We start from the raw sequence: 24442 nt of genomic DNA on the forward strand, positions 1-24442 counted from the left end.
CTGACAAAAATGCTAGGTGTCGGTTGTGCGCCAGCGTGGCCCTGACGGGCATTTGGCACGTGGGTGGTAACGCGGCCACGCGCTTGCCGGGAGTTGTTATCACATCAGCGGATGCAGGGCCCGAAAGGTCTGCGCCTCCTCCACCAACCAATCGTGCACTGCGCGGGCGCCGGGTTGGGTCAGGCCGCCGGGCGGATAGAGCAACACATAGCGTTTGTGATTGGGGATCGACACCCCGAAAGGCACGATCAGGGTGCCGCGTTCCAGTTCATCGTTGAGCAAGGTACGGCGCGCAATCGCGACGCCGATACCGGCAATCGCCGCCTCGATGGTCAGGTGATTGCGGTTGAAGGTGTGGCCGCGGCGCACGTTCAGGCCACCCGCGCCGATGCCCTCCAGGTAGAACTCCCACTCCGCGTATTCCGAACTGCCGCGCCAGGCCGTGATGTCGTGCAGCAGCGGATAGTGGACCAGATCGGCCGGCCCGTGCAGCGGCGGGCGACCGCGTAGCAGGGCGGGAGAGCAGACCGGAAAGATCTGCTCGTCCAGCAGCGGCGTCGAGAGCATTCCGGGATAGCTGCCGTCATTGAGGTCGATCGCCAGGTCGAAGTCGCCGTCGTGCAGGGCCTGCTTGCTGTCTTCGGCCACCAGGCGCAGCTCGATGTCCGGGTAGCGCTGCTGGAAGCGTGGCAGGCGCGGGGTCAGCCATTTGGCGAGGAACGAAGGGATCGAGCGCAGGCGCAAGGTGCCGCGAATTTCACCCGCGTCCAGGCGCAGCAATTCGGCTTCGATGCTGCCATAGGCCTCGGCGACAGTCTGCGCCAGGCGCTGCCCCTCGGCGGTCAGCTCCACACCACGGGCGCGGCGCAGGAACAGGGCGAAGCCCAGGCGCTCTTCAAGCTGGCGCATCTGCTGGCTGACCGCCCCGGGGGTGATGTGCAGTTCTTCGGCACAGCGGGTGAACGACAGATGCCGTGCCGCACAGGAGAACACATGCAGCCAGACGAATACCTGGCCGTTGAGTTGCCCTTTCATTGTTTAGTCCTGCTAAAGGCTTGCTTAGGAATTTTCGTTGGTCATTGCCAGGCGAGCGCGGCAGTATCGCGCAAATTCGCAGTACCCATCAATTTTTCCGGAGGGCCGCGCAGCGGCAAACAACGTCGCAGCGGTCAGGCATTAGCATGGCTATCAGTGTTTTCGACCTCTTCAAGATCGGCATCGGGCCGTCCAGCTCCCACACCGTGGGGCCCATGCGTGCCGCCGCCACCTTTGCCCAACGGCTGCGCGAACATGGTCTGCTGGCCCAGGTGCAGCGGGTCGAGGTGCGCCTGTATGGCTCGCTGTCGGCCACCGGCGTCGGTCACGCCACCGACCGCGCCTGCCTGCTGGGCCTGATGGGCGAGTGGCCTGACCGCATCGACCCGCACAGCATCGAGCCGCGCATCGACCAGTTGATGCAGGAGCAGTGCCTGATGCTCGATGGCTCGCATCCGGTGACGTTCCAGTACAGCCGCGACATGCGCCTGCTCGACGAGAGCCTGGACTACCACCCCAACGCCATGAGCCTGGAAGCACTGGGCGGGCAGGGCAACCTGCTGACCCAGACCTACTACTCCGTTGGCGGCGGCTTCATCATCGAGCAGGCCGAAATCGATGCTCCGGCCAGTACCGACGCGCACGTCGAGCTGCCGTACGAGTTTTCCTCAGGCGCCGAGCTGCTGGCGCTGTGCAAGACCCATGGCTTGACCGTTGGCCAGTTGATGATGGCCAACGAGCGCGCCTGGCGCAGCGAACACGAGATCCGCAGCGGCCTGCTGGGCATCTGGGCCGCCATGCGCGAATGCGTCGAAAACGGCCTGCGCAACGAAGGCATCCTGCCGGGCGGGCTCAAGGTCAAGCGCCGCGCTGCGCGCCTGCACCGCAGCTTGCAGGAGTTGGGCAAGCCCAACGTGATCGGCTCGACCCTGAGCGCGATGGAGTGGGTCAACCTGTTCGCGCTGGCGGTCAACGAAGAAAACGCCGCTGGCGGGCGCATGGTCACGGCACCGACCAATGGCGCGGCCGGCATCATCCCGGCGGTGTTGCACTACTACATGAAGTTCAACCCCGCGGCCTGCGACGACGACGTGGTGGCGTTCCTGCTGGCCGCTGCGGCGGTCGGCATCCTGTGCAAGAAAAACGCATCGATCTCCGGCGCCGAAGTGGGTTGCCAGGGTGAGGTCGGTTCGGCCTGCTCCATGGCCGCTGCAGGCCTTGCCGAAGTGCTCGGCGCCACCCCGCCGCAACTGGAAAACGCCGCTGAAATCGCCCTGGAGCACAACCTCGGCCTGACCTGCGATCCGGTCGGCGGTCTGGTCCAGGTGCCGTGCATCGAGCGCAACGCCATCGCCGCCGTGAAGGCGATCAATGCCGTGCAGATGGCCTTGCGGGGTGATGGCGAGCATTTCATCTCCCTCGACCGGGTGATCCGCACCATGCGCGACACCGGCGCGGACATGCACGCCAACTACAAGGAAACCTCCCGCGGCGGCCTGGCCGTTGCCTTTGTCGAGTGCTGAGTTCGCTGGTTCAAACCCGCTCCTGTAGGCGTTCGACTCAACAAGCCTGAACCCATTTGCAACACCCGCTGCACCGAGCAACAAAAACAACTACAAAGGCGAAACCCATGACTGATGTACACAACACCACGACCGTTCGTGCGGATTCGGCTGCGCCGGCTTCGACCACAGCCACGCGCAGCTGGAACCGCCACGACACCACCTGGGCCCTGGGCCTGTACGGCACTGCCATCGGTGCCGGTACCCTGTTCCTGCCGATCAACGCCGGGGTAGGGGGGTTCTGGCCGCTGCTGATCCTCGCGCTGCTGGCCTTCCCGATGACCTTCTATGCGCACCGTGCGCTGACCCGCTTCGTGCTTTCCGGGCGCCGTGGCGGCAACGAAGACATCACCGAGGTGGTCGAGGAGCATTTCGGCGTGGGTGCCGGCAAGCTCATCACCTTGCTCTACTTCCTGGCGATCTTCCCCATCCTGCTGGTCTACAGCGTGGCCCTGACCAACACCCTGACCAGCTTCCTCGAGCACCAACTGCACGTGACCGCGCCGCCGCGTGCGCTGTTGTCGCTGCTGTTGATCGCCGGTCTGATGGTGGTGGTGCGTTGCGGCCAGCAGATCATCGTCAAGGTCATGAGCGTGCTGGTCTATCCCTTCGTCGCCTCGCTCCTGCTGCTGGCTCTGAGCCTGATCCCCAACTGGAACGGTGCCTTCTTCGCCCAGGCCAGCGAAGGCCTGAGCACCTCCAAGCTGCTGCTGACCCTGTGGCTGGCGATCCCGGTGATGGTGTTCTCGTTCAACCACTCGCCGATCATCTCGGCCTTCGCCGTTGACCAGAAGCATCGCTACGGCGCCGACGCCGACCGCAAGAGCGGCCGTACCCTGGCCACCGCCCACGTGATGATGGTGCTGACGGTGATGTTCTTCTGCTTCAGTTGCGTACTGGCCCTGAGCCCTGCCGACCTGGCAGCGGCCAAGGTGCAGAACATCTCGATCCTGTCGTACCTGGCCAACCACTTCCAGACGCCGGTCATCGCCTTCGTCGCCCCCCTGATTGCCCTGGTGGCGATCACCAAGTCGTTCCTGGGGCACTACATCGGTGCCAGCGAAGGCTTCCAGGGCATGATCGTCAAGAGCCTGCGCAGCCGAGGTAAAAGCTGGTCGGCCAAGCGCCTGGAGCGGGTGACCGCGCTGTTCATGGTGCTGGGCTGCTGGATCGTGGCGACCCTCAATCCGAGCATCCTCGGCCTGATCGAAAGCCTCGGTGGCCCGGCGCTGGCGTGCCTGCTGTTCCTGATGCCGATGTATGCCGTGCGCAAGGTGCCTTCGCTGCGCAAGTATTCGGGCGCGCTGTCGAACGTGTTCGTCGTGCTGGTGGGGTTGATCACCTTGTCTGCGATTTTCTACGGCTTCTTTGCCTGAGGCCATGCTTCACGATTCGTGTTGCTTCGCTCTGCATTTGTGTTCTTGATGCCTTCGGTGCCGCAGCTATGCTCGGCACCTGAAGGGTCGTCTTACGGCCTGAGTGCACACGAACGGAGTGATTGGCATGTTCCAGGGTTTCAAGAAAGCCTTCCAGCACGTCGAAGGTATCGAGATCGCCTACCGTATCGGCGGCAAGGGGCCGGCGTTGCTGCTGTTGCACGGCCACCCGCAGACCCATGTTATCTGGCACAAGGTGGCCGAAAAGCTGGCCGAGCAGTTCACTGTGGTCGCTGCCGACCTGCGCGGTTACGGCGATTCGGCCAAGCCTGAGGCCGACGACCGGCATGAGGCGTATTCCAAGCGCCGCATGGCCGCAGATATGGTCGGGCTCATGCATGCCCTGGGGTTCGAGCAATTCGCCCTGATGGCCCACGACCGCGGCGCGCGGGTCGCGCACCGCCTGGCGCTCGACCATCCCCAGCGCCTGACCCGCCTGGTGCTGCTGGACATCGCGCCAACCCTGGCAATGTATCGCCAGACCAACGAAGCCTTCGCCCGTGCCTACTGGCACTGGTTCTTCCTCATTCGCCCGGCGCCACTGCCTGAAACCCTGATCGAAGCCAACCCGGAAGGCTACCTGCGCAGCGTCATGGGCGGACGCAGTGCCGGCCTTGCGCCGTTCACCGCCGAGGCGTTCGCCGAGTACCGTCGTTGCCTGTCGCTACCGGGCGCAGCGCGTGGCGTGTGCGAAGACTATCGGGCCGCTGCGGGCATCGACCTGGAGCATGACCAGGCCGATATCGATGCCGGGAACACGGTCAGGACCCCGCTGCTGGTGATGTGGGGCCGTGACGGCGTCATCGGCAAGTGCTTCGAACCGCTCAAGGAATGGCGCGCCTGTGCCCAGGACCTGCGCGGCAACGAGCTGCCCTGTGGTCACTACATTCCTGAAGAAGCCCCGCAAGCCTTGCTCGAGCACGCCCTGCCGTTCCTGCTGCACGCCTGATACGGCCTGTCGGCGCGGGTTTCGTCGCGCTGGCCGCAAGCCTTGCGGTGGTGCCGACCATACCGGTCGCGGCGATGGTGCTGATTCTGGGCGGCGACCGCTTCATGGCCGAATGCAGGTCGCTGACCAACATCATCGGCAATGCGGTCGCGACCCTGGCTGTTGCAGCCTGGGAGGGCGAACTCGACAGGGACCGGCTGGCGGTAATCAGCCGCAGCCCGGGCGCGGTTGCCAGCGCCCAGACCACGCCTGAAACCTCGGGCATGCCTGCGGCGAAAGACTGATCCGACGCCGTTTACTGGCCCTTCTTGCGCAGTTCCACGACGCTACGACGCATGTCGCTGGCCCAGCCATCGAGCACCGGCTTGACGTTCTCCAGCTTGAGCTGCGCGGTGTCGTTCTCCAGCGCCTCGCCGGTGCCCTTGCGCACCACCTGGGCCAACACTTTCTGGTTGGCACCGTCGAGGAAGGCCGCTTCTACAGCGATGTCCACTTCCTGGTCACGACCACCGGCCGCAGTGTTCACAGCCGCGGCCACCAGGGCGATGGGCACCACTTCATAGGGCTTGAGCCCCTCGGTCTTGGTCGACACCGCGGTGATCGCCGGGCGTACCACGATCGTTCCCGGGCCTGGAGCGCTGACCACCGTCAGCACGCTGCCCAGTTCCCGGCGCATGGCGTCGTCGAAGTAGCGGGTGATCGCTTGCAGGGTCTGCGCCGAGATCACCGCTGTGGGTTGTGGTCTGGGGTAGAACTGGCTGGGCTCGATATAGACCTGTTGATACTGGCTGGCCTTGATCCCGGGGTCGATCCAGCGCATTACCGGTGCCCCGGAAATACTTTCCGCCGGCTTGAGTCGGCTGTAGTCCTTGAGAAACCCGGAATACTGGCTCGGATCGACGCGGTTGCTGGAACAGGCGGCCAGGGCAAGCACGGCAGCGCACAGCAGGGTGGCGCGAGGCAGCGGTTTCATGATGGGTAGCGTCCATTGAGGGGGAGGCCAGATCAACGCTAGCAGGTGCTTGGCGATTGGCCAGTTTGCAGGTGGTTTGGTGTGCGCCCTTGGTTCTGTGATGTGAATTCCCACATGAAATCAGGGCCTGCAAACCATCCTTCAATCACCCCAGCACCTCCCTCACGCGATACCACAACATCCCCAGGGCCAGCAGCGGCGAGCGCAGAGCCTTGCCGCCGGGGAAGGTCAGGTGCGGTACGGCACTGAAGATATCCAGGCCCTGGCTGTGGCCGACGGCGATGGCCTCGGCCAGCAGCTTGGCGGTCCAGTGGGTCACGTTCAGGCCATGCCCGGAGTAACCCTGGGCGTAATACACGTTCGGATGCTGGCTCAGGCGGCCGACCTGGGGGAAGCGGTTGGCGGTGATGCCGATCATGCCGCCCCACTGGAAGTCGATGCGCACATCGGCCAGTTGCGGGAACACCTTCAGCACTTTCGGGCGCATGTAGGCGGCGATGTCCTTCGGGTCGCGACCGGAGTAGTGGCAGGCGCCACCGAACAGCAGGCGGCGGTCGGCGGTCAGGCGGTAGTAGTCAAGGCCGACCTTCTGGTCGCACAGCGCCATGTTCTGCGGAATCAGGCTGCGCGCCAGAGCCTCGGGCAGCGGTTCGGTCGCCACCACGTAGCTGCCGGCGGGCAGCACCTTGCCGGTCAAGCGCGGCTCCAGCTCGTCCAGGTGCGCATTGCACCCCAGCACCAGGCTCTTGGCCCGTACCTTGCCGCGTGCGCAGTGCAGGGTGACGGTGGGCCCGTGTTCGATGCGTTGCACAGCGGTCTGCTCGAAGATTCGCACGCCAAGGCTGCTGGCGGCGCGGGCTTCGCCCTGCACCAGGTCCAGTGGGTGCAGGTGGCCGGAGCCCATGTCCACCAGGCCGCCGGCGTACTGGTCGCTGGCGACGATGTCGTGGATGCGCGCTGGGGCGATCAGCCGGGTTTCATGGCGATAGCCCAGTTCGGCCAGGTCGTGCAGTTCGTCGTTGAACGCCGCGAACTGCGCCGGGGTGTTGGCCAGCTCGCAGAAGCCCCAGCGCAGGTCGCACTCGATGCCGTATTGCTCGATGCGCCTGGCCACCAGCTCGACCGAGTCCAGGCCTGCCTGTTTGAGGTAACGCACGCCGTCCTGGCCCACGTAGCGAGCAAAGCCCGAAACGTCATGGCCGATACCACGGATCAGCTGTCCGCCATTGCGCCCACTGGCGCCCCAGCCGATGCGGCGGGCCTCCAGCAGAATCACCGACAGGCCACGCTCGGCCAGCTCCAGCGCGGTGTTGACGCCAGTCAGGCCGCCGCCGACCACGCACACGTCGGCGCTCAACTCGCCTTCGAGTTCGGGGTAGGGCGCCGTGGCACGGGCCGTGGCGGCGTAGTAGGAGGTGGTGTGTTCGGTTTGATGAGGCATCGGAAACACTCGAATCAGCGGTTGGACTTGATCTTGCTCCAGGAGCGGGTCATCACCCGCATGATCTGCGGGCTGGGGGTGCTGGAGACGTAGAGCTTGTCCAGAACCTCCTGGGACGGATAGATCTCGGGATTCTCCACCAGCGACTTGTCCATGAACGCCTTGGCATCAGGGTTGGCATTGGCATAGCCGACCGTGGCGCTGACCTTGGCGATCACTTTCGGGTCGAGCAGGTAGTTGATGAAGGCCAGGGCCTGGTCTGGATTGCTGGCGTCTTTCGGGATGGCCAGCAGGTCGAACCACAGGTTGCTGCCTTCCTTGGGAATGCTGTAGGCGATCTTCACGCCGTTCTTGGCTTCCACGGCGCGGTTGGCCGCCTGGAACACGTCGCCGGAATAGCCGAAGGCCACGCACACGTCACCGTTGGCCAGGTCCGAGACGTACTTGGAGGAGTGGAAGTAGGTGATGTACGGGCGCAGCTCCATCAGCCGTGCTTCGGCCTTGGCGTAGTCTTTCGGGTCTTCGCTGCGTGGGTTCATGCCCAGGTAGTTGAGCATGGCCGGGAACAGCTCGTCGGGCGAGTCCATGAAGGCCACGCCGCATTGCTTGAGTTTCTTCAGGTTCTCTGGCTCGAACAGCACGGCCCAGGAGTCGACCTTGTCGATGCCCAGCGCGGCCTTGACCTTCTCGACGTTGTAGCCGATGCCATTGGTACCCCACAGGTAAGGCACAGCGTACTTGTTGCCCGGATCGTTCTGCTCCAGTTGCTTGAGCAGTTTCGGGTCCAGGTGCTGCCAGTTCGGCAACTTGCTGCGATCCAGTGGCAGGAACGCGCCGGCCTTGGCCTGGCGGGCGAGGAAGTGGTTCGAGGGCACCACCACATCGTAGCCGGTGCGGCCGGCGAGCAGCTTGCCCTCGAGGGTTTCGTTGGAGTCGAAGACGTCATAGACCACCTTGATCCCGGTACTGGCCTGGAAGTCGGCCAGGGTGGTCTCGCCAATGTAGTCGGTCCAGTTGTACACGCTGACCGTGGGCTCGGCCTGGGCGGCCGCGCCGAACATCAGGGCGAAGGCTGCGGGAATCAGGGTTTGCAAATGACGCATGTCGGCACCTCGTTGGACTTGTTCTTCGGGTTCGAAACGGAAGCAGGGGCAGCGCGTTGCCTGTGGGAGCGGATCGACCCGCTCCCACAGAAACCCTCGATGGGGTCACACGCTCAGCAGCAGGAACTCGCGCTCCCAGGAGCTGATCACCCGCTTGAAGTTTTCATGCTCGGCGCGCTTGACCGCGACGTAGCCCTGGACGAACTGGCGCCCCAGGTAGTCTTCCAGGACCTTGCAGTCTTCCATGTGCTGCAGCGCATCCTCGATGGTGATCGGCAGACGCAGGTTGCGGCGCTCGTAGGCGCGGCCCTGTACAGGCGCGCTCGGCTCGATCTTCTCGATCATGCCCAGGTAACCGCACAGCAGGCTCGCGGCGATCGCCAGGTAAGGGTTGGCATCGGCACCCGGCAGGCGGTTCTCCACGCGCATTGCCTCGGGGCTGGAGGTTGGGACGCGCAGGCCGGCGGTGCGGTTTTCCTCGCCCCATTCCACGTTCACCGGCGCCGAGGTGTCCGGCAGGAAGCGGCGGAACGAGTTGACGTTCGGCGCGAACATCGGCAGTACCTTGGGGATGTACTTCTGCAGGCCGCCGATGTGGTGCAGGAACAGCTCGCTCATGCTGCCGTCTTCATTGGCGAACACCGGCTTGCCGGTGGCGATGTCGACCACGCTCTGGTGCAGGTGCATGGCACTGCCCGGCTCGTCGGTGATCGGCTTGGCCATGAAGGTGGCGGTGACATTGTGCTTGAGCGCCGCCTCGCGCATGGTGCGCTTGAATACGGTGATCTGGTCGGCCAGGTCCAGGGCGTCGCCGTGACGGAAGTTGATCTCCATCTGCGCCGGGCCGTCTTCGTGGATCAGCGTGTCCAGGTCCAGGCACTGGATTTCGCACCAGTCGTAGACGTCCTCGAACAACGGGTCGAATTCGTTCGCGGCATCGATGGAGAACGACTGCCGGCCGCTCTCGGCACGGCCCGAACGGCCCAATGGCGCCTGCAGCGGCAGGTCCGGGTCTTCGCAGCGCTGGGTGAGGTAGAACTCCATTTCGGGCGCAACGATCGGCTGCCAGCCCTTGTCGGCGTAGAGCTTGAGGACTTTCTTCAGGACGTTGCGCGGCGACAGCTCGATGGGGTTGCCGTGCTTGTCGAAGGTGTCATGGATGACGATGGCGGTCGGTTCGATCGCCCAAGGGATCTGGTACACCGCTGCCGGGTCAGGGCGGCAGATCATGTCGATGTCGGCCGGATCGAGCAGGCCGTAGTAGATGTCGTCATCGACGAAGTCGCCGGTGACGGTCTGCAGCAGCACACTCTCGGGCAGGCGCATGCCACGCTCGTTGAGGAACTTGTTGGTCGGGGCGATCTTGCCGCGGGCAATGCCGGTCAGGTCACTGACCACGCATTCGACTTCGGTGATCCGGTGTTCTTTCAGCCAGGCGGACAGCTGATCGAAGGGGGCGTTCATACAGACCTCTTGGTTGGGTTTTGGTGGTGGGCATGTGCAGCGCGTGAAGGCCGTCGACCTCCAGGAGGTATTACAAACCTTTTCACGGCGCCACTTCCCACAGGTCACGCTGAGGACTATCTTGGGCGCTGCCCCTCGGGGTGATCTATCCGTTTTCTCCGTCAATCAATGCACCAAAAGAGTGCATATAGGACGTCGCGTGAATACGCAAACCGCCTTGCAGGTCCAGGCTTTCAACACCACCGATGTCACCGAGCAGGTGCGTGCCACCCCTGGCTGGCAGCAGCAGTACCGGCAGATGTCACCCGGGCATTTCAGCGGCCAGCTGCGCTGCCTAGGGCTCGATGGCGTCGAGGTGTACGAAGAGCGCCTGAATACCCGAGTCGAGCAGTTCTTCCGCGCCCCGAGCGGCTCGCTGACCTTTTGCTTCGACCAGGTCGAGAACAGCCTGTACCTGCTCAACGAACAAAGCCGCAACATCTGGATAACCCCGGAGAACTACCAGGAAGTGGCGGTGGTGTTCGACCAGCCGTTCCTGCAGCGGCACGGCCTGGATCTGGAGCGTTTGCAGGGGTTGTTCATGGTGCCGCTGGGCAGCGGCCAGAATGCGCTGTTCGGCAGCTGGCTGAGCGCGACCCTGACACGTCTGGCGCAGGCTGACTGCCCACTCGAAGGGCAGGCCTTGGCCGAGCAACTGCTCGATGACTGCCTGTTCATCCTCGACAACGCCTGCCAGCGCCTGCAAGGCCAGGCACTGGGCAAGCGCGGTGAAGAGCGGGCGATCATGCAGCGGGTCAGCGAATGGGCGGCGGACTGCCCGGAAGAGACGCTCAATCTCATGGAGCTGGCGCAGGTGGCCGGGGTGTCGTTGCGTCAATTGCAGGAGGCCTTCAAGGCCTTTACCGGCATGCCCCCGGCGCATTGGTTGCGTCTGCGCCGACTCAACGGTGCGCGCCGCGACCTGCTGCGCCGCGCCAGCGACGTGACGGTAGCGGAAGTGGCGATGCGTTGGTCGTTCTGGCACCTGGGGCGGTTTTCCGAGAGCTATCGCCAGTTGTTCCGCGAATTGCCGAGCGAGACGCTCAAGCGCGGGCGCTGAAGGGGCATCTGCGAGGGGTTGGCTGTCAGATGAAGACCAGTTCAAAAGGCTGCAGCAGACATTCCAGCAGCTGTTGCGGCACCACGGGCGGCGTGTCCGCATCCGCCTCCATCTGACTGACATGGGCAGCGATGGCCTGGCGCTTGCGCGCGAGGCTCGCTTCGTCGAGCTGGATACGACGCGCGCGTTGCCAAGGTAGCCGAGGATCGTCCGGCGTCGACCAGCGCCACGCCCATATCGGCGCTTCGGCCAGCGTTGCCCCGCGCGCCTGGGCGGCCTGTGCGCAGGCACGGCCCACCGCGTCATGGTCGCAATGGCCGTCGTGGCGCCAGGGACACATCAACAGATCGCCGGGTTGCAGTAACTGGTTCAGGTAATTGACCAGAAAGGCCTCGTCCCGGGGCAAGGCGCCGTCCTTGAGGTTCAGCCGTCGCCAATCCAGATCGCCGACCCGCAGATTGAGCTGCTGCAAGGCATGGTGGCTCTCCAGTGGGCGCTGGTGGCGCAGGCGTCGTTCGCTCCACTGTGCCGAGCCTGGGTGGCTGCCTTCGCCATCGGTGGCGGAGATCAGCACGAGATCCTGCTCGCGGCCATGGAAGTCACTCAGTAATCCGCCCGCCATGAGCACCTCGTCATCCGGATGCGGCGCTACCAACACCAGGCGCCGACCCGGCGGGCACAGTTGTTCGGGGGTGATCCAGGCGGCCCGGGCCAGGTGCGCGGATTTCTGCCATTCGCTCCAAGGGGTTCCCGCGGCAGCCTGGATCATGTGCTCGTTCATCGTTGCCAAGCTCCTGCTGTCAGTCGAACTCAAACCAATCCTGGCGCTGGTAATGCTGCGGCGGCTTGGTCATGGCGGGTTTCGGGACGACTCCCGGGTCTCTGAAGAATTGAGGGAGTGGGTGAGGGGAGAGTTCAAAAAAGCTGGCGAGGACGGGGGAGTGGATTTAGCCGCGACAAGACATTGCTGCGAAAGACAACGGCTCAAGTCCTTACTTTGAAAACATTACGCTCACCGTAACGATCAACCACCGTGGTTGATTGATGCCTCCCACCCCCAGGCCTAAGGTGATCCCACGACAGCGAACCCGTGGAGTCACCAATGACCACAACGAAGAATCCACCGCCGCAATGGTCGAGAAGGCGCGCCGAAAAGCAGCGCCGTCTCGAGCGGGTGAGTCACCTCGCCGATGGCGTGGTACTGCCCACCGAGCGGATCGTCGAGGCCCTCGAACTGCTGATCGCCCCGGGTGATCGTGTGGTGCTCGAAGGCAACAACCAGAAGCAGGCGGACTTTCTTTCGCGCTCGCTGGCCAAGGCCGACCCTGGCCGTCTCCACGACCTCCACCTGATCATGCCCAGCGTCAGCCGCGCCGAGCACCTGGACCTGTTCGAACGCGGCATCGCCCGCAAGCTCGACTTCTCCTTCGCCGGCCCTCAGAGCCAGCGCATCGGCCAGTTGCTCGAAGACGGTCTGCTCGAAGTCGGCGCCATCCACACCTACATCGAGCTCTACTCGCGCCTGCTGGTGGACCTGATCCCCAACGTCACGCTGGTCGCAGGCTTCACTGCCGACCGCGATGGCAACCTCTACACCGGCCCGAGCACCGAGGACACTCCGGCGCTGGTCGAGCCCACGGCATTCAGCGATGGCATCGTCATCGCCCAGGTCAACCAGTTGGTTGACCGTGTCGACGACCTGCCAAGGGTGGATATTCCTGCCTCGTGGATCGACTTCGTGGTGGTCGCCGACCAGCCGTTCTACATCGAACCGTTGTTCACCCGCGACCCGCGTCATATCAAGCCGGTGCACGTGCTGATGGCGATGATGGCGATCCGCGGCATCTATGAAAAACACCAGGTGCAGTCGCTCAACCACGGCATCGGTTTCAATACCGCCGCCATCGAGCTGATCCTGCCGACCTATGGCGAGTCGCTGGGGCTCAAGGGCAAGATCTGCCGCAACTGGACCCTCAACCCTCACCCGACGCTGATCCCGGCCATCGAGACCGGCTGGGTACAGAGCGTGCACTGCTTCGGCACCGAGCTGGGCATGGAAGACTACATTGCCCAGCGTCCGGACGTGTTCTTCACCGGGCGCGACGGTTCGATGCGCTCCAACCGGTTGATGTGCCAGCTGGCAGGGCAGTACGCGGTGGACCTCTTCATCGGCGCCACCTTGCAGGTCGATGGCGACGGGCATTCTTCGACGGTCACCCGTGGCCGCCTGGCCGGTTTCGGCGGGGCACCGAACATGGGCCACGACCCACGCGGGCGACGCCACGCGACGCCGGCCTGGCTGGACATGACCGTGCCCGAAACCCTGCTCGAGCGCGGGCGCAAGCTGGTGGTGCAGATGGTCGAGACCTACCAGGAGGGCGGTAAACCGACCTTCGTCGAAACCCTGGATGCGGTCGAGGTGGCGAAGAAGGCCGGCATGCCGCTGGCGCCGGTGATGATCTACGGCGATGACGTCACCCACCTGCTCACCGAAGAGGGCATCGCCTACCTGTACAAGGCGCGCAGCCTGCAGGAACGTCAGCAGATGATCGCGGCGGTGGCCGGGGTTACCGCCATTGGCCTGCGCCATGACCCCAAGGATACCGAGCGCCTGCGCCGCGAAGGGTTGGTGGCCTTGCCCGAAGACCTGGGCATTCGCCGTACCGACGCCACCCGTGAGTTGCTCGCCGCACGCAGCATCGCCGACCTCGTGGAGTGGTCCGGTGGCCTGTACAACCCGCCCGCACGCTTCAGGAGCTGGTGATTAAAGCACTTTGCCTACAGCCCCTGGCCTTGCCCGACCAATTGGCGGACCTGGCCGTCGAAGCCCTGATCGATGAGGCCGACCTCTCGCCCAAGCCAGGGCTGGTGGACCGGCGCGGCAGCGGCGCCCATGGCGACATGAACCTGGCCTTGATGCACGCCTCGGCGCTGTCGCTGTGGCCGTGCCTGCGACAGATGGCCGAAGCTGCGCAACGCCATGGCGAGATCGCTGCGCCGCTGCGCGCCGAGCTGGGACGCCTTGGGCGCGAAGGCGAGGCGGCGATGCTCGCCACCACGGCCGGGGTGAATACCCACCGTGGTGCTATCTGGGCGCTGGGGCTGCTGGTTGCGGCGCGGGCGCTGAGCCCGCTGAGCAGCGACCCGCATACCCTTGCCGCACGTGCCGGGCGCCTTGCGCTGATCGATGATCCGGCCGCCCCCGCACAGGACAGTCACGGCATCCAGGTGCGCCGCCGCTATGGCGCAGGTGGTGCGCGCGAGCAGGCCCAGCAAGGCTTTCCGGCGATCACCGGTCACGCTCTGCCGCAACTCTGGCGCAGCCGCGCCGCTGGCGCCAGCGAGACCCATGCACGCCTGGATGCGCTGCTGGCGATCATGGCTTCGCTGAGCGACACCTGCGTGCTGTGGCGTGCCGGTCAGCAAGGCCTGGATGCCCTGCAGCAAGGGGCCCGTGCGGTGCTCGATGCAGGCGGCAGCGCGAGCTTGGCGGGTCGCCGTCAACTGCGCGCCCTGGATGCGCGCCTGCTGCAACTCAATGCCTCTCCAGGCGGTGCTGCCGATCTGCTGGCCGCCTGCCTGTTCCTCGACAAAGCCGGGAGCCTGTGACATGGAAACCCTGAACTTTCAATTCCCCGCTGCGCAACCCGGCCATGGCCGTGCCCTGGTCGGCTGCGTCAGCTCCGGCGACCTGGAGGTGCTGATCGAGCCCGGCCAGGCCGGCAGCCTCGATATCCAGGTCGTGACCTCGGTCAACGGCAGCCAGGCACGCTGGAGCCAGTTGTTCCAGCGCCTGTTCGACGGCCGCAACTTGCCCGCGCTGAAGATCGACATCCATGATTTCGGCGCTACGCCCGGCGTGGTGCGCCTGCGCCTGGAACAAGGCTTCGAGGAGATCGGCCATGACTGATAACGAACGCCTGTTGCACAGCCGCAGTTTCGTCGAACTGGGGGCCCGCCAGCGTGCCAGGGCCTTGCTCGATGCGGGCAGTTTCCGCGAGTTGCTTGGCCCCTTCGACCGCCTGATGTCGCCCTGGCTGCCACGCCAAGGCATCGTGCCGCAGGCCGATGACGGCGTGGTCATCGCCAAGGGCACGCTCGACGGCCGTCCCGCCGTGGTCGCAGCCATCGAAGGCGGGTTCCAGGGCGGCAGCATGGGCGAGGTGGGGGGCGCGAAGATCGCCGGCGCCTTGGAACTGGCCGCCGAAGACAACCGTAACGGCATCCCCACCTGCGCCGTGCTGTTGCTGGAGACCGGGGGCGTGCGTCTGCAGGAGGCCAACCTGGGCCTGGCGGCGATTGCCGAGATCCAGGCCGCGATCGTCGAACTGCGTGCCTACCAACCGGTCATCGGCGTGATCGCGGGTTCAGTCGGCTGCTTCGGCGGCATGTCCATTGCCGCCGGGCTGTGCAGCCATCTGCTGGTAACCCGCGAAGCACGCCTGGGCCTCAATGGCCCACAGGTGATCGAGCAGGAAGCGGGGATCGGTGAGTACGACTCGCGTGACCGGCCTTTCATCTGGAGCCTTACCGGTGGCGAGCAGCGCCACGCCAGCGGCTTGGCGGACGGCTACGTCGCCGATGACGTCGAGGCTGTTCGCAGCCAGCTGCTGGCGTTGCTGGACGCACCTTCTGCGCAGCGTGCCAGCCGCCATCAGTGGTTTCTCGAGCGCCTGGCGCAACTGGGTGATGACTGCCCGCAACTCGATGCCGCCGCCGTGCGTGCCCTGTATCAAGGAGATGCCTGATGAACCGTGCCCAGAACTGGTTGCAGGGCCTTGCCAGCGGCGAGTCGCTGCCAGGCTTCCCCGCCTCGGTGCAGGTGGTCGATGGCGAGCTGGACAATCGCCTGGCGCGCTTTATCGCCGTGGTGCCCGATGCGCGCAATCCCTTTGTACGCGCCCGTAGCGGCGAGGTTGGCCTGCTTGAAGGCTGGGGCCTGGCCAAGGCGGTCGCCGAGGCGGTGGAGGCCGACCGCGACAGTGAGAAGCGCGTGCTGGTTGCGCTGATCGATGTACCCAGCCAGGCCTACGGGCGGCGTGAGGAAGCGCTGGGCATCCACCAGGCCCTGGCCGGTGCGGTGGAAGCGTATGCCCAGGCGCGCCTGGCCGGGCATCCGGTGATCGGGCTGCTGGTGGGCAAGGCGATGTCCGGGGCGTTTCTTGCCCACGGCTACCAGGCGCAGCGCCTGATCGCGCTGGATGACAGTGGCGTCATGGTGCATGCGATGGGCAAGGCGGCAGCGGCGCGTATCACCCTGCGCAGTGTCGAGGACCTGGAAGCCTTGGCCGCCGAAGTGCCACCGATGGCCTACGACCTGAAAAGCTACGCCTCACTGGGGCTGCTGCACACGCGTCTTGCCGTGGATAACGCGCAGGCGCCGACCGCCCGGGATCTGGTACAGGTCCGTGCCTGCCTGATCGATGCCGTGCGCGACATTGGCGATACCACCGACCTGCGTAGTCGCCTGAACGGCGAGCATCGCAGTGCCTCCCGCGAGGTGCGTCAGCGCCTGCGCAGCCAATGGCAGGAGGCCTGAGATGTACGCCCCGCGCCCACACGACCTGCTCTGGGGCATGACTCCGGCCATGCTGCCTGCCGATGCGCCTGCCTGGGTGCACTCGGTGCTGGCGGCCGGCGAGCCGGTGGTAGTGCGCCGGGCGCTGGTGGCGCCGGACCAGGTGGCGGTCGGGGTACGCGGGAGAGGGCGCGAGCAGCGTTTTGCCTGGCAGATGCGCCTGCTGGACATTGAGCGCTGGGTCAGCCCCGAAGCGCTGCGCGGGGAGGGCGAGTTGTCGTCGCCAGCCTTGCGTGCGTTATCGCAGGTCAGCGCTTGGTTGAACGACCGCGAGTGGCTGTGGGGACCTACCGGCAGCACGGGTTTCCAGCTCGCGACGGGGATCGAGGTGCTGCACGCTGGCAGCGATCTTGATCTGCTGCTGCGTGCCCCTGTGTCGATACCTCGTGAGCAGGCCGCTCGACTGCTGAAACAGTTGGAAGGCGCGGCCTGTCGCGTCGATGCGCAACTGGAAACGCCCGAGGGCGCGGTTGCCTTGCGCGAATGGGCCAGCGGTGCGCGTCGGGTGCTGCTCAAGTCGGCGGCTGGCGTGCGTCTGGTGAGTGATCCGTGGCAACTGCAGGAGGATGCGGCATGAGCAGCCTGTTCGCGTTCCCGGGCCAGGGCGCCCAGCAGGTGGGGATGCTTCACTGCCTGCCGGAGGGCAGCGCAGATCTGCTCGAGGCGGCCAGCGAGGCATTGGGCGAGCAGGTGCTCACCCTCGACAGCACCGAGGCGTTGCGCCATACCCGCGCCGTGCAGCTGTGCCTGCTGTTGACCGGCGTGGCATGGGCGCGCTGGCTGATGCGACGCAGCCCGGCGCCGGAGTATGTGGCCGGGTTGTCGATCGGTGCCTATGCCGCGGCGGTCACCGCCGATGCGCTGGCACTGGAGGACGCCGTACGCCTGGTATCGCTGCGCGGCGAGCTGATGCAGCAGGCTTATCCGACAGGCTACGGCATGACGGCCTTGAGCGGCCTGGACCTGCCCAGTGTCGAGCGTTTGCTGGAAGCGGTCGGGGGTGAGGTGTACCTCGCCAACCTCAACAGCGACAACCAGATCGTCATCGCTGGCAGCGATGCAGCGATGACAGCGGTCGCCGCGCGCGCACGCAGCCTGGGGCAGGGCGTGGCCCGGCGCCTGGCGGTCAGCGTGCCGTCGCATTGCCCTCTGTTGGCGGCGCCTGCGGCTACCCTGGCCGCAGCGTTCTGCGAGGTCGAACTGCGTCGCCCACGCATCACCTACCTCAGCGGCAGCACGGCACGACCGATTTTCGATCCGGCACGCCTGCGCGACGACCTGGCCGGCAACATGGCTCGCATTGTCGACTGGCGCGCGACCCTGCGTGGCGCCTGGGAGCGCGGTGTGCGCCTGCACCTCGAATTGCCGCCGGGCAGCGTACTCACGGGTCTTGCCAGGCGAGTCTTCGAGCCTGGAAAGGTGCTGAGCGTGGAGTCCACCCGTGCCGACAGCATCGATGCACTGTTGCGTCAGGAGGTGGCCGACAACCGATGACCGCGCTGTAGCTCGAAGGACAACAACAAACAACTTCGATACAACCTGAGGACAACAACAATGATCATCTATGGTGTGGCTCTGCTGGCGGTGTGCACGCTGGCCGGCGTTATCGTCGGCGACTTCCTGGGCGTGCTGTTGGGCGTCAAATCCAATGTGGGCGGGGTCGGCATCGCCATGATCCTGCTGATCTGTGCGCGGCTGTACATGCATCGCAAGGGTGGCATGAGCAAAGAGTGCGAGTTCGGCGTCGGTTTCTGGGGCGCGATGTACATCCCGGTGGTGGTGGCCATGGCGGCCCAGCAGAATGTGGTCACTGCCCTGCACGGCGGGCCTGTGGCCGTGGTGGCCGCGGTCGGTGCGGTGCTGGTGTGCGGCGCGACCATTGCGCTGATCAGCCGCAGTCACCGCGGCGAGCCGCTGCCGGCGCTCGATGCGACACCGCCAGCCTCGGTGCAGCCTGCACCTGCGGGAGGTCGTTGATATGTGGCCACTCATTGAGAAAGCCCTGGAACACAATGACCTGATCACCGCTTTCGCCGTCGTCGGTGCGGTGATGTGGGTATCGGTGATGCTCTCCAGATACCTCACCTTCGGCCGCGTGCACGGCTCGGCCATCGCCATCGTCATCGGCCTGGTGCTGGCCTGGATCGGCGGCAACCTGACCGGCGGCCAGAAAGGCCTGGCGGACGTGACGCTGTTTTCCGGGATCGGGCTGATGGGGGGAGCGATGCTGCGCGATTTCGCCATCGTCGCCACCGCCTTCGAAGTGCAGGCCACCGAAGCGCGCAAGGCCGGGATGATTGGCGCGGTGGCGCTGTTGCTGGGCACTGTGCTGCCGTTCATCGTCGGCGCGGCGGTGGCCTGGGCCTTTGGTTATCGCGATGCGGTCAGTATCACCACCATCGGCGCGGGCGCGGTGACCTATATCGTCGGACCGGTGACTGGGGCGGCGCTGGGTGCAAGCTCCGATGTGATGGCCTTGTCGATTGCAACAGGCCTGATCAAGGCGATCCTGGTGATGGTGTTCACGCCAGTGTCGGCACGTATGCTGGCCCTGGACAACCCGCGCTCGGCGATGGTGTTCGGCGGCCTGGCCGGGACCGTTTCCGGTGTGACGGCCGGGCTGGCTGCAACGGATCGGCGATTGGTGCCTTATGGTGCGCTGACCGCCACCTTCCATACCGGGCTGGGGTGCCTGATGGGGCCGTCGATCCTGTATTTCTGTGTACGCGGCCTGGTTGGATGAGGAGGACAGTCGGCCTGGGCTGTCACCCTTCGCGACTGTACATCCGGCATTCAGCCAGTAGCGCCAGCAGGTTTGGCTCGCGCTCGCGGGCCTTGAGAAACACCGCACCGATGTGCTGCTGCAACCGGTAGCGCGGTTGCAGCGCGATCAAGCGCACGCGGTTCTCGTACACCGCGGCGATACGTCCCGGCAGCAGGGCATAGCCCACCCCGGAACTGACCATGCTCAGCAGGGTGAAGATATCGTTGACCTGCATCGCCACTTTCGGTTCGAAGCCGGCCTGCTCGAACACCCGCGCGCCGTCACGGTGGGTGGCGAAACCCTGGGTGAGGGTGATGAAGGTGGAGTCGGCCAGGTCCGCCAGGTCGACTTCGGCCTGCTCGGCGAACGGCGAGTCGGTCGGTACGGCCAGGAAGATATCGTCGGAAAACAGCGCCAGGTGTTCGCAGGCCGGATCGTTGATGCTGTCGTCGAGCGAGACCAGGATGGCGTCCAGTTCATGGTTCTTGAGACGGTGCAGCAAGTCGACGTTCGAGCCGAGCGTGAGGTCGATGTTCAGCTCGCTGCGGCGCAGCTTCAGGCCCATGACCAGCTTGGGCACGGTCTTGACCGTGAGCGAGTACAGCGCCCCGAGGCGAAAGCGTTCGGCATAGAAACCTGCGGCCTCGCGGGTCTGGCGCACCATCTGCTCGGCGTCCTGCAACAGTTGTCGGGCCTTTTTCTCCAGCACATAGGCGCTTTCCAGCGGGATCAGCTGGCGGCCTTCGTGCTTGAACAGCGGGCAGCGCAGGGCGTTTTCCAGCGAGTGGATCGCCCGGTGCACGCTGACCGCGCTGGTCGACAGTTCGCTGGCGGCACGGCCCAGGTTGCCGCTGCGCATGAAGGCGAGGAAGGTCTCGAGCTTCTTCAGGGTCAGTTCTTCGTCGATCAGCATGCACAGGCGCTCGCGGGCGGTCGGAGCGTCGATGATGCCACAGCACGGCGCGGCCCAGGCAGCCTTGCACAGGGGCGCGCCGCCGTCGGTGTCCACCGGCAGGCGCGGGGCTGGGTGTTGCGGGGGAACTTTGCCGGGCCAGACGATTCCACCGAATGCCGGACCTTCTGCAGCGGCTGCACGCTGCCTCCGGTATCGCCAGCCCGACCGACTGAACCATCGTCTTCGATGGACGACCCTGGAGGTATGCATGGCCCGACATATCATTCACTTCACCGGCCCGATCAATTCCTCGACCTGTGGCAACCTGATCAGTACCTGTTCACGTGCCGTGCAGCAGGGCGCCGAGGTGTTGCAGATCAACATCGCCACCATGGGCGGCGAGTGCAGCTATGGCTTCACGCTGTACAACTTCCTGCTTGGCCAGCCGGTGCCGGTGCACACCCATAACCTCGGCACCGTCGAGTCGATGGGCAATATCCTGTTTCTTGCCGGCAGCCATCGTACGGCTTGCCAGTACAGCAAGTTCCTCTTTCACCCGTTCCACTGGACCCTGCACGGCTCGGTGGACCACTCGCGCATGGCCGAGTACGCCATGAGCCTGGACTACGACCTGCGTCTGTATGCCGAGATCGTCGCCGAGCGTACGCAAGGCTCGGCCGAGGACCTGGATGTGGTGCGCTACCTGATGGCCTATCCACGCATCCTCGGGCCACGTGAGGCCCTGGCCAGCGGAATGATCCATGCCATCGATGAACTGCCGGTCGCGGCCGATGTGGTGCAGTGGAGCGTGCATGCCTGAAGCCTGCGCTGGAGGGCGGCCTAGAGGTTGGTGCGCAAGCGTTCGCTATCGCCGCCTTTTAGCGCCGCCGGTCAGTCCGCCTGCAATGTGATGGAGCAGATCGTCGCACATCCGCTCGGAACTCTTGTGGGGCGCGTATTCGTGCCTTACGCCACAGACCGTAAAGGAGAAATGACATGGCACACGACCAGGATCGCCCAAGCCAACGTGGTGGCACCAAGGAAACCAACCCTGGCAACTTTGCCAACGACCGCGAGCGGGCTTCCCGTGCAGGCCAGAAGGGCGGCAAGAATTCGGGGGGCAACTTCGCCAATGATCGAGCTCGTGCTTCCGAAGCCGGGCGCCGGGGTGGCCAGAACAGCCACGGCGGTGGTCGCAGTCAATGATCAAGCGGCTGCTCAGCTGCAGACGGTGCAGCCTTTGGCAGGGTTTTTCTGCGGGTTCGATAATCTTTTGAATCTTCACGGAAAACCCTGATCAATCAGTAGTCATCCATGGAGAAGAGGAGGCCCGTGATGCCAGCCCCACAGTTGTACATCATCGAATACACGCTGCACGACGAGGCGCGCAGCTTCATCATTCGATCGGAGCGAATGGACAATGCCGAGGCTTGGCATTGGGCCAGTTGTGATGCAGGGGTCGGGATCATTCCGAAGTTCGGACGAGAGAAGATCAAGAAGGTGAGTCGACCCATGGCCGAGCGTTATGGGGTGACCGGGGTGAGCTGGCGGTTGTCTGGGAGCAAGCCTGCACCTGCTCAAAGCGAACGCAAACCCGATCACGCAGCGGGATAACGGCTTCGCAGCTGAACCTGCTTTCACAGAGCTATCGCCTGCAGGCGCGGTCAAGTCCGCGCCTGCATAGCTCCGGTATCAAGCCCGGCGCAACGCGGGGTAGTCCGTGTAGCCTTCGGCGCCATTGGCGTAATCGAACTGTGCGCGGTGCTCGTTCAAAGGCGCTTGCTGCTGCAGGCGTTCCACCAGGTCCGGGTTGGCGATATAGCTGCGCCCAAAGGCCACCGCATCGATCAGCCCACGCGCAATCAGCGCCTCGGCTTTTTCCGGGGTGTAGCCGCCAGCCGCTACGATCACCCCCGGATACACGGCGCGAATCGCCTCGCGGAATTCGTCACGCAGCGGCTTTCCACCGGCCCAATCCGGCTCCGAGAGATGCAGATAAGCCAGGTTGCGCTTGGCCAGTTCTTCGATCAGGTACAGCGCTGCGGCTTCCTGATCCTCACCGTTGTCGACCCCATTGAACGGCCCCAGCGGGAAGATGCGGATCGCCACGCGGTCGGCGCTCCAGGCGGCGATGGCGGCGTCCACCGCTTCCAGCACGATCCGTGCGCGATTCTCGACGCTGCCACCGTAGCGGTCTTCACGCACGTTGGCGCTGGGCGAGAGGAACTGGTGCAGCAGGTAGCCATGGGCGGCGTGCAGTTCGATCAGGTCGAAGCCTGCGTGCTGCGCATTGTGGGCGGCCTGGCCGAAGTCAGCGACGATGTCGGCGATTTCAGCTTCGCTCAACGCCCGCGGCGCGGAGGTTTCGACGCGAATTACATTGCCCTGTGCGTCGCGCAGCGAGGTGCGGGCATCGGCGGGCAATGCCGACGGCGCAACCGGCGCGGCCTGGCCGGGCTGTAGCGAGGTGTGGGAAATACGTCCGGTGTGCCAGACCTGTACCGCGCTGTGCCCACCTGCTGCATGGATGCGTTCGTTGACCAGGCGCCAACCGGCGATCTGCTCGTCGGTGTGGATACCGGGTGATCCCGAATAGCCTTTGGCCTGGAAGGAAATCTGTGTCGCTTCGCTGATGATCAACCCGGCACTGGCACGCTGGCTGTAGTACTCGGCCATCAGCGGCGTGGGTACATCGCCCGGTTCCAGGCTGCGCAGGCGTGTCAGGGGCGCCATGAAGACGCGGTTTGGCAGGGTGAGGGGGCCGACTTGAACGGGGCGGAACAGGTGCTCGAGTGTCATTGAAGCCTCTGGGTGCAGTAATACGATGGGCTGCACCATACCTGTCCCATTGGGGAAAGGGGGGACCGGTATCCCCGCTTGTCGCTCCCCAATGGCCTGCAATAGAGCGTTTACCGCGTATCCAGTAGCAGAAGTCGCCTATCCGGGAGGCTCTATCTGTAGTACCTGAGCCGCCGACGAGTGTCGACGGCGTCACGGGCGATCATCGATTTCGTTCGGGACGAACGGCGGCGCACTTCAGCGCGCCAAGCGTCCGCTGACAAAGTGTGCGACGTCGTTGAACCCCGGCGTCGAGGCATGCCCAGGGGTTACCAGCGAGTCGATGAAGGCTTCGTCCTCGGCGGTGATGTTGACCTCCAGCGCTCCGGCGTAGGTTTCCCACTGCGCCTCGGTACGCGGCCCGACGATGGCCGAACTGACCAGTTGGTTGTTGAGCACCCAGGCGATGGCGAACTCGACGATACCTACGCCCTTGGCGTCGGTGTAGGCGTGGATCTTCTGGGCGATGGCCAGCGACTCCTGACGCCACTCCACCTCCATGATCCGCTTGTCCTGGCGCCCGGCGCGGCTGCCGGCGTCAGGGGTCGAGCCTGGCGCGTACTTGCCGCTGAGCACGCCACGGGCCAGGGGGCTGAACGGCACCACGCCCAGCCCGTGGTAGGCCGCGGCGGTCAGTTGCTCGGGCTCGGCCTGGCGGTTGACGATGTTGTACAGCGGCTGGCTCACCACAGGCTTGGGCACCCCGAGGCGTTCGGCCAGGTTGCAGATCTCGGCGATGCGCCAGCCGCGGAAGTTGGACACGCCCCAATAGCGAATCTTGCCTTGCTGCAGCAGATCACCGATGGCTCGCACGGTCTCTTCCAGCGGTACCTTGTGGTCTTCGCGGTGCAGGTAGTAGATGTCCAGGTAGTCGGTGTCCATGCGCGTCAGTGTTGCCTCCAGCGCATTGAACAGGTGCTTGCGTGAGAGCCCGCTGCGGTTGGGCAGGCCGTCTGCCGGACCGTAGCCGGCCTTGGAGGCAACGATCCAGTCCTGGCGATGGCGTGCCATCGCTTCGCCGACGATCTCCTCGGAGCGCCCGGCGTTGTAGACATCGGCGGTGTCGATGAAGTTGATGCCCTGGTCCCAGGCGCGGTCGATGATGCGCAGCGAAGCCTCGGTATCGGTCTGTTCGCCGAACATCATGCTGCCCAGGGTCAGGGCTGAGACTTGCAGGCCGGAGCGGCCGAGAGGGCGGTAGCGCATGCTGGAGGTCCTTGCGTCGAAGAAGATGATTGGACCGTTTTACACACAAGCACCGGGCTTTGAAAGGGCGGAGGATAGGGTTCGCTACGCTGTGCCGGT

Annotated in this window: 24 protein-coding genes and 2 pseudogenes; 17 read left to right on the forward strand and 9 right to left on the reverse strand. The window is 65.0% G+C overall.

All coding sequences use genetic code 11. The annotated features are described in order from the left end of the window. Positions 1-99 precede the first annotated feature (99 nt). Positions 100-1035: a LysR substrate-binding domain-containing protein gene (locus F6X62_RS11540; protein WP_054891304.1), complete on the reverse strand. Its 936-nt coding sequence runs from the start codon at positions 1033-1035 to the stop codon at positions 100-102. 146 nt (positions 1036-1181) lie between these two features. On the opposite strand from F6X62_RS11540, the gene F6X62_RS11545 reads away from it, so the two are divergent. From F6X62_RS11545 to F6X62_RS11560, 4 genes and pseudogenes are all read left to right on the forward strand, one after another. Continuing rightward, positions 1182-2558, forward strand: a complete 1377-nt coding sequence (locus F6X62_RS11545; RefSeq protein ID WP_153773560.1) for an L-serine ammonia-lyase — start codon at positions 1182-1184, stop codon at positions 2556-2558. 107 nt (positions 2559-2665) lie between these two features. Beyond that, entirely contained in the window at positions 2666-3973 is a 1308-nt protein-coding gene (locus F6X62_RS11550; RefSeq protein ID WP_153773561.1) for a serine/threonine transporter, read from the forward strand. Positions 3974-4100: 127 nt separating this feature from the next. Beyond that, positions 4101-4982 (forward strand): alpha/beta fold hydrolase, encoded by an 882-nt coding sequence (locus tag F6X62_RS11555; RefSeq protein WP_153773562.1) that lies wholly within the window; start codon positions 4101-4103, stop codon positions 4980-4982. A gap of 8 nt (positions 4983-4990) precedes the next feature. Further along, positions 4991-5266, forward strand: a pseudogene (locus F6X62_RS11560) (C4-dicarboxylate transporter DctA); the annotation flags it as partial. A gap of 11 nt (positions 5267-5277) precedes the next feature. On the opposite strand, the gene F6X62_RS11565 reads toward F6X62_RS11560, so the two are convergent. The 4 genes from F6X62_RS11565 to F6X62_RS11580 all read right to left on the reverse strand — a co-directional run bounded on the left by F6X62_RS11565 (position 5278) and on the right by F6X62_RS11580 (position 9963). Beyond that, positions 5278-5955: a DUF3313 domain-containing protein gene (locus F6X62_RS11565; RefSeq protein ID WP_153773563.1), complete on the reverse strand. Its 678-nt coding sequence runs from the start codon at positions 5953-5955 to the stop codon at positions 5278-5280. A 145-nt stretch (positions 5956-6100) separates the two neighbouring features. Then, complete coding sequence (locus F6X62_RS11570; RefSeq protein ID WP_153773564.1) at positions 6101-7396, reverse strand: FAD-binding oxidoreductase; 1296 nt, start codon at positions 7394-7396, stop codon at positions 6101-6103. Between the two features lie 14 nt (positions 7397-7410). Next, positions 7411-8499: a polyamine ABC transporter substrate-binding protein gene (locus tag F6X62_RS11575; RefSeq protein ID WP_065862826.1), complete on the reverse strand. Its 1089-nt coding sequence runs from the start codon at positions 8497-8499 to the stop codon at positions 7411-7413. A 105-nt stretch (positions 8500-8604) separates the two neighbouring features. Next, the gene (locus tag F6X62_RS11580; RefSeq protein ID WP_054891312.1) at positions 8605-9963 is read right to left on the reverse strand and encodes a glutamine synthetase family protein; all 1359 of its coding nucleotides are present in this window, start codon (positions 9961-9963) and stop codon (positions 8605-8607) included. 199 nt (positions 9964-10162) lie between these two features. On the opposite strand from F6X62_RS11580, the gene F6X62_RS11585 reads away from it, so the two are divergent. After that, positions 10163-11062 (forward strand): helix-turn-helix domain-containing protein, encoded by a 900-nt coding sequence (locus F6X62_RS11585; RefSeq protein ID WP_054891313.1) that lies wholly within the window; start codon positions 10163-10165, stop codon positions 11060-11062. A 25-nt stretch (positions 11063-11087) separates the two neighbouring features. On the opposite strand, the gene F6X62_RS11590 is transcribed toward F6X62_RS11585, so the two are convergent. Further along, entirely contained in the window at positions 11088-11843 is a 756-nt protein-coding gene (locus tag F6X62_RS11590; RefSeq protein ID WP_153773565.1) for a PIG-L deacetylase family protein, read from the reverse strand. 321 nt (positions 11844-12164) lie between these two features. Here F6X62_RS11590 and mdcA point away from each other — a divergent pair, with 321 nt between their 5' ends. Genes mdcA through madM form a run of 9 tightly spaced genes read left to right on the forward strand, consistent with a single transcriptional unit; the run spans position 12165 to position 19383 of the window. Beyond that, positions 12165-13826: a malonate decarboxylase subunit alpha gene (gene mdcA, locus F6X62_RS11595; protein WP_153773566.1), complete on the forward strand. Its 1662-nt coding sequence runs from the start codon at positions 12165-12167 to the stop codon at positions 13824-13826. After that, positions 13823-14671, forward strand: coding sequence for a triphosphoribosyl-dephospho-CoA synthase (locus F6X62_RS11600; protein WP_256674028.1), 849 nt, complete (start codon positions 13823-13825; stop codon positions 14669-14671). Before mdcA ends, F6X62_RS11600 begins: the two co-directional genes overlap by 4 nt. Position 14672: 1 nt before the next feature. After that, positions 14673-14972 carry a malonate decarboxylase subunit delta gene (locus F6X62_RS11605; RefSeq protein ID WP_153773568.1) on the forward strand — a complete coding sequence of 100 codons (300 nt, stop codon included), beginning with the start codon at positions 14673-14675 and terminating at the stop codon, positions 14970-14972. After that, entirely contained in the window at positions 14965-15810 is an 846-nt protein-coding gene (locus F6X62_RS11610) for a biotin-independent malonate decarboxylase subunit beta (RefSeq protein WP_054891318.1), read from the forward strand. The genes F6X62_RS11605 and F6X62_RS11610 overlap by 8 nt, the downstream gene beginning before the upstream one ends. After that, positions 15810-16601, forward strand: a complete 792-nt coding sequence (mdcE, locus tag F6X62_RS11615; RefSeq protein WP_063544826.1) for a biotin-independent malonate decarboxylase subunit gamma — start codon at positions 15810-15812, stop codon at positions 16599-16601. The genes F6X62_RS11610 and mdcE overlap by 1 nt, the downstream gene beginning before the upstream one ends. Before the next feature lies 1 nt (position 16602). Next, on the forward strand, positions 16603-17217 hold the full coding sequence (locus F6X62_RS11620) for a malonate decarboxylase holo-ACP synthase (RefSeq protein ID WP_153773569.1): 615 nt from the start codon (positions 16603-16605) through the stop codon (positions 17215-17217). Next, the gene (gene mdcH, locus F6X62_RS11625; protein WP_153773570.1) at positions 17214-18134 is read left to right on the forward strand and encodes a malonate decarboxylase subunit epsilon; all 921 of its coding nucleotides are present in this window, start codon (positions 17214-17216) and stop codon (positions 18132-18134) included. The genes F6X62_RS11620 and mdcH overlap by 4 nt, the downstream gene beginning before the upstream one ends. 60 nt (positions 18135-18194) lie before the next feature. Next, positions 18195-18617, forward strand: a complete 423-nt coding sequence (gene madL / locus F6X62_RS11630) for a malonate transporter subunit MadL (protein WP_063544829.1) — start codon at positions 18195-18197, stop codon at positions 18615-18617. A gap of 1 nt (position 18618) precedes the next feature. Next, on the forward strand, positions 18619-19383 hold the full coding sequence (madM, locus tag F6X62_RS11635) for a malonate transporter subunit MadM (RefSeq protein WP_151924746.1): 765 nt from the start codon (positions 18619-18621) through the stop codon (positions 19381-19383). 22 nt (positions 19384-19405) lie between these two features. Here madM and F6X62_RS11640 read toward each other — a convergent pair whose 3' ends face one another. Then, the gene (locus tag F6X62_RS11640; RefSeq protein ID WP_054891430.1) at positions 19406-20317 is read right to left on the reverse strand and encodes a LysR substrate-binding domain-containing protein; all 912 of its coding nucleotides are present in this window, start codon (positions 20315-20317) and stop codon (positions 19406-19408) included. Positions 20318-20567: 250 nt separating this feature from the next. On the opposite strand from F6X62_RS11640, the gene F6X62_RS11645 reads away from it, so the two are divergent. The 3 genes and pseudogenes from F6X62_RS11645 to F6X62_RS11655 all read left to right on the forward strand — a co-directional run bounded on the left by F6X62_RS11645 (position 20568) and on the right by F6X62_RS11655 (position 21913). After that, on the forward strand, positions 20568-21119 hold the full coding sequence (locus tag F6X62_RS11645; RefSeq protein WP_054891324.1) for an ATP-dependent Clp protease proteolytic subunit: 552 nt from the start codon (positions 20568-20570) through the stop codon (positions 21117-21119). A gap of 230 nt (positions 21120-21349) precedes the next feature. Beyond that, positions 21350-21505, forward strand: a pseudogene (locus F6X62_RS11650) (general stress protein); the annotation flags it as partial. 129 nt (positions 21506-21634) lie between these two features. Next, positions 21635-21913 carry a DUF6555 family protein gene (locus F6X62_RS11655; protein ID WP_153773571.1) on the forward strand — a complete coding sequence of 93 codons (279 nt, stop codon included), beginning with the start codon at positions 21635-21637 and terminating at the stop codon, positions 21911-21913. Positions 21914-21991: 78 nt separating this feature from the next. Here the strand turns inward: F6X62_RS11655 and F6X62_RS11660 are convergent, their stop codons facing one another. Together F6X62_RS11660 and F6X62_RS11665 are read right to left on the reverse strand one after the other, a co-directional pair. Further along, positions 21992-23098, reverse strand: a complete 1107-nt coding sequence (locus tag F6X62_RS11660; RefSeq protein ID WP_151924743.1) for an alkene reductase — start codon at positions 23096-23098, stop codon at positions 21992-21994. A 237-nt stretch (positions 23099-23335) separates the two neighbouring features. After that, positions 23336-24343, reverse strand: a complete 1008-nt coding sequence (locus F6X62_RS11665) for an aldo/keto reductase (RefSeq protein WP_153773572.1) — start codon at positions 24341-24343, stop codon at positions 23336-23338. Positions 24344-24442 lie beyond the last annotated feature (99 nt).

The sequence above is a fragment of the Pseudomonas sp. MNR3A genome, from assembly GCF_009650575.1.
GTDB classification, from domain to species: domain Bacteria; phylum Pseudomonadota; class Gammaproteobacteria; order Pseudomonadales; family Pseudomonadaceae; genus Aquipseudomonas; species Aquipseudomonas machongensis.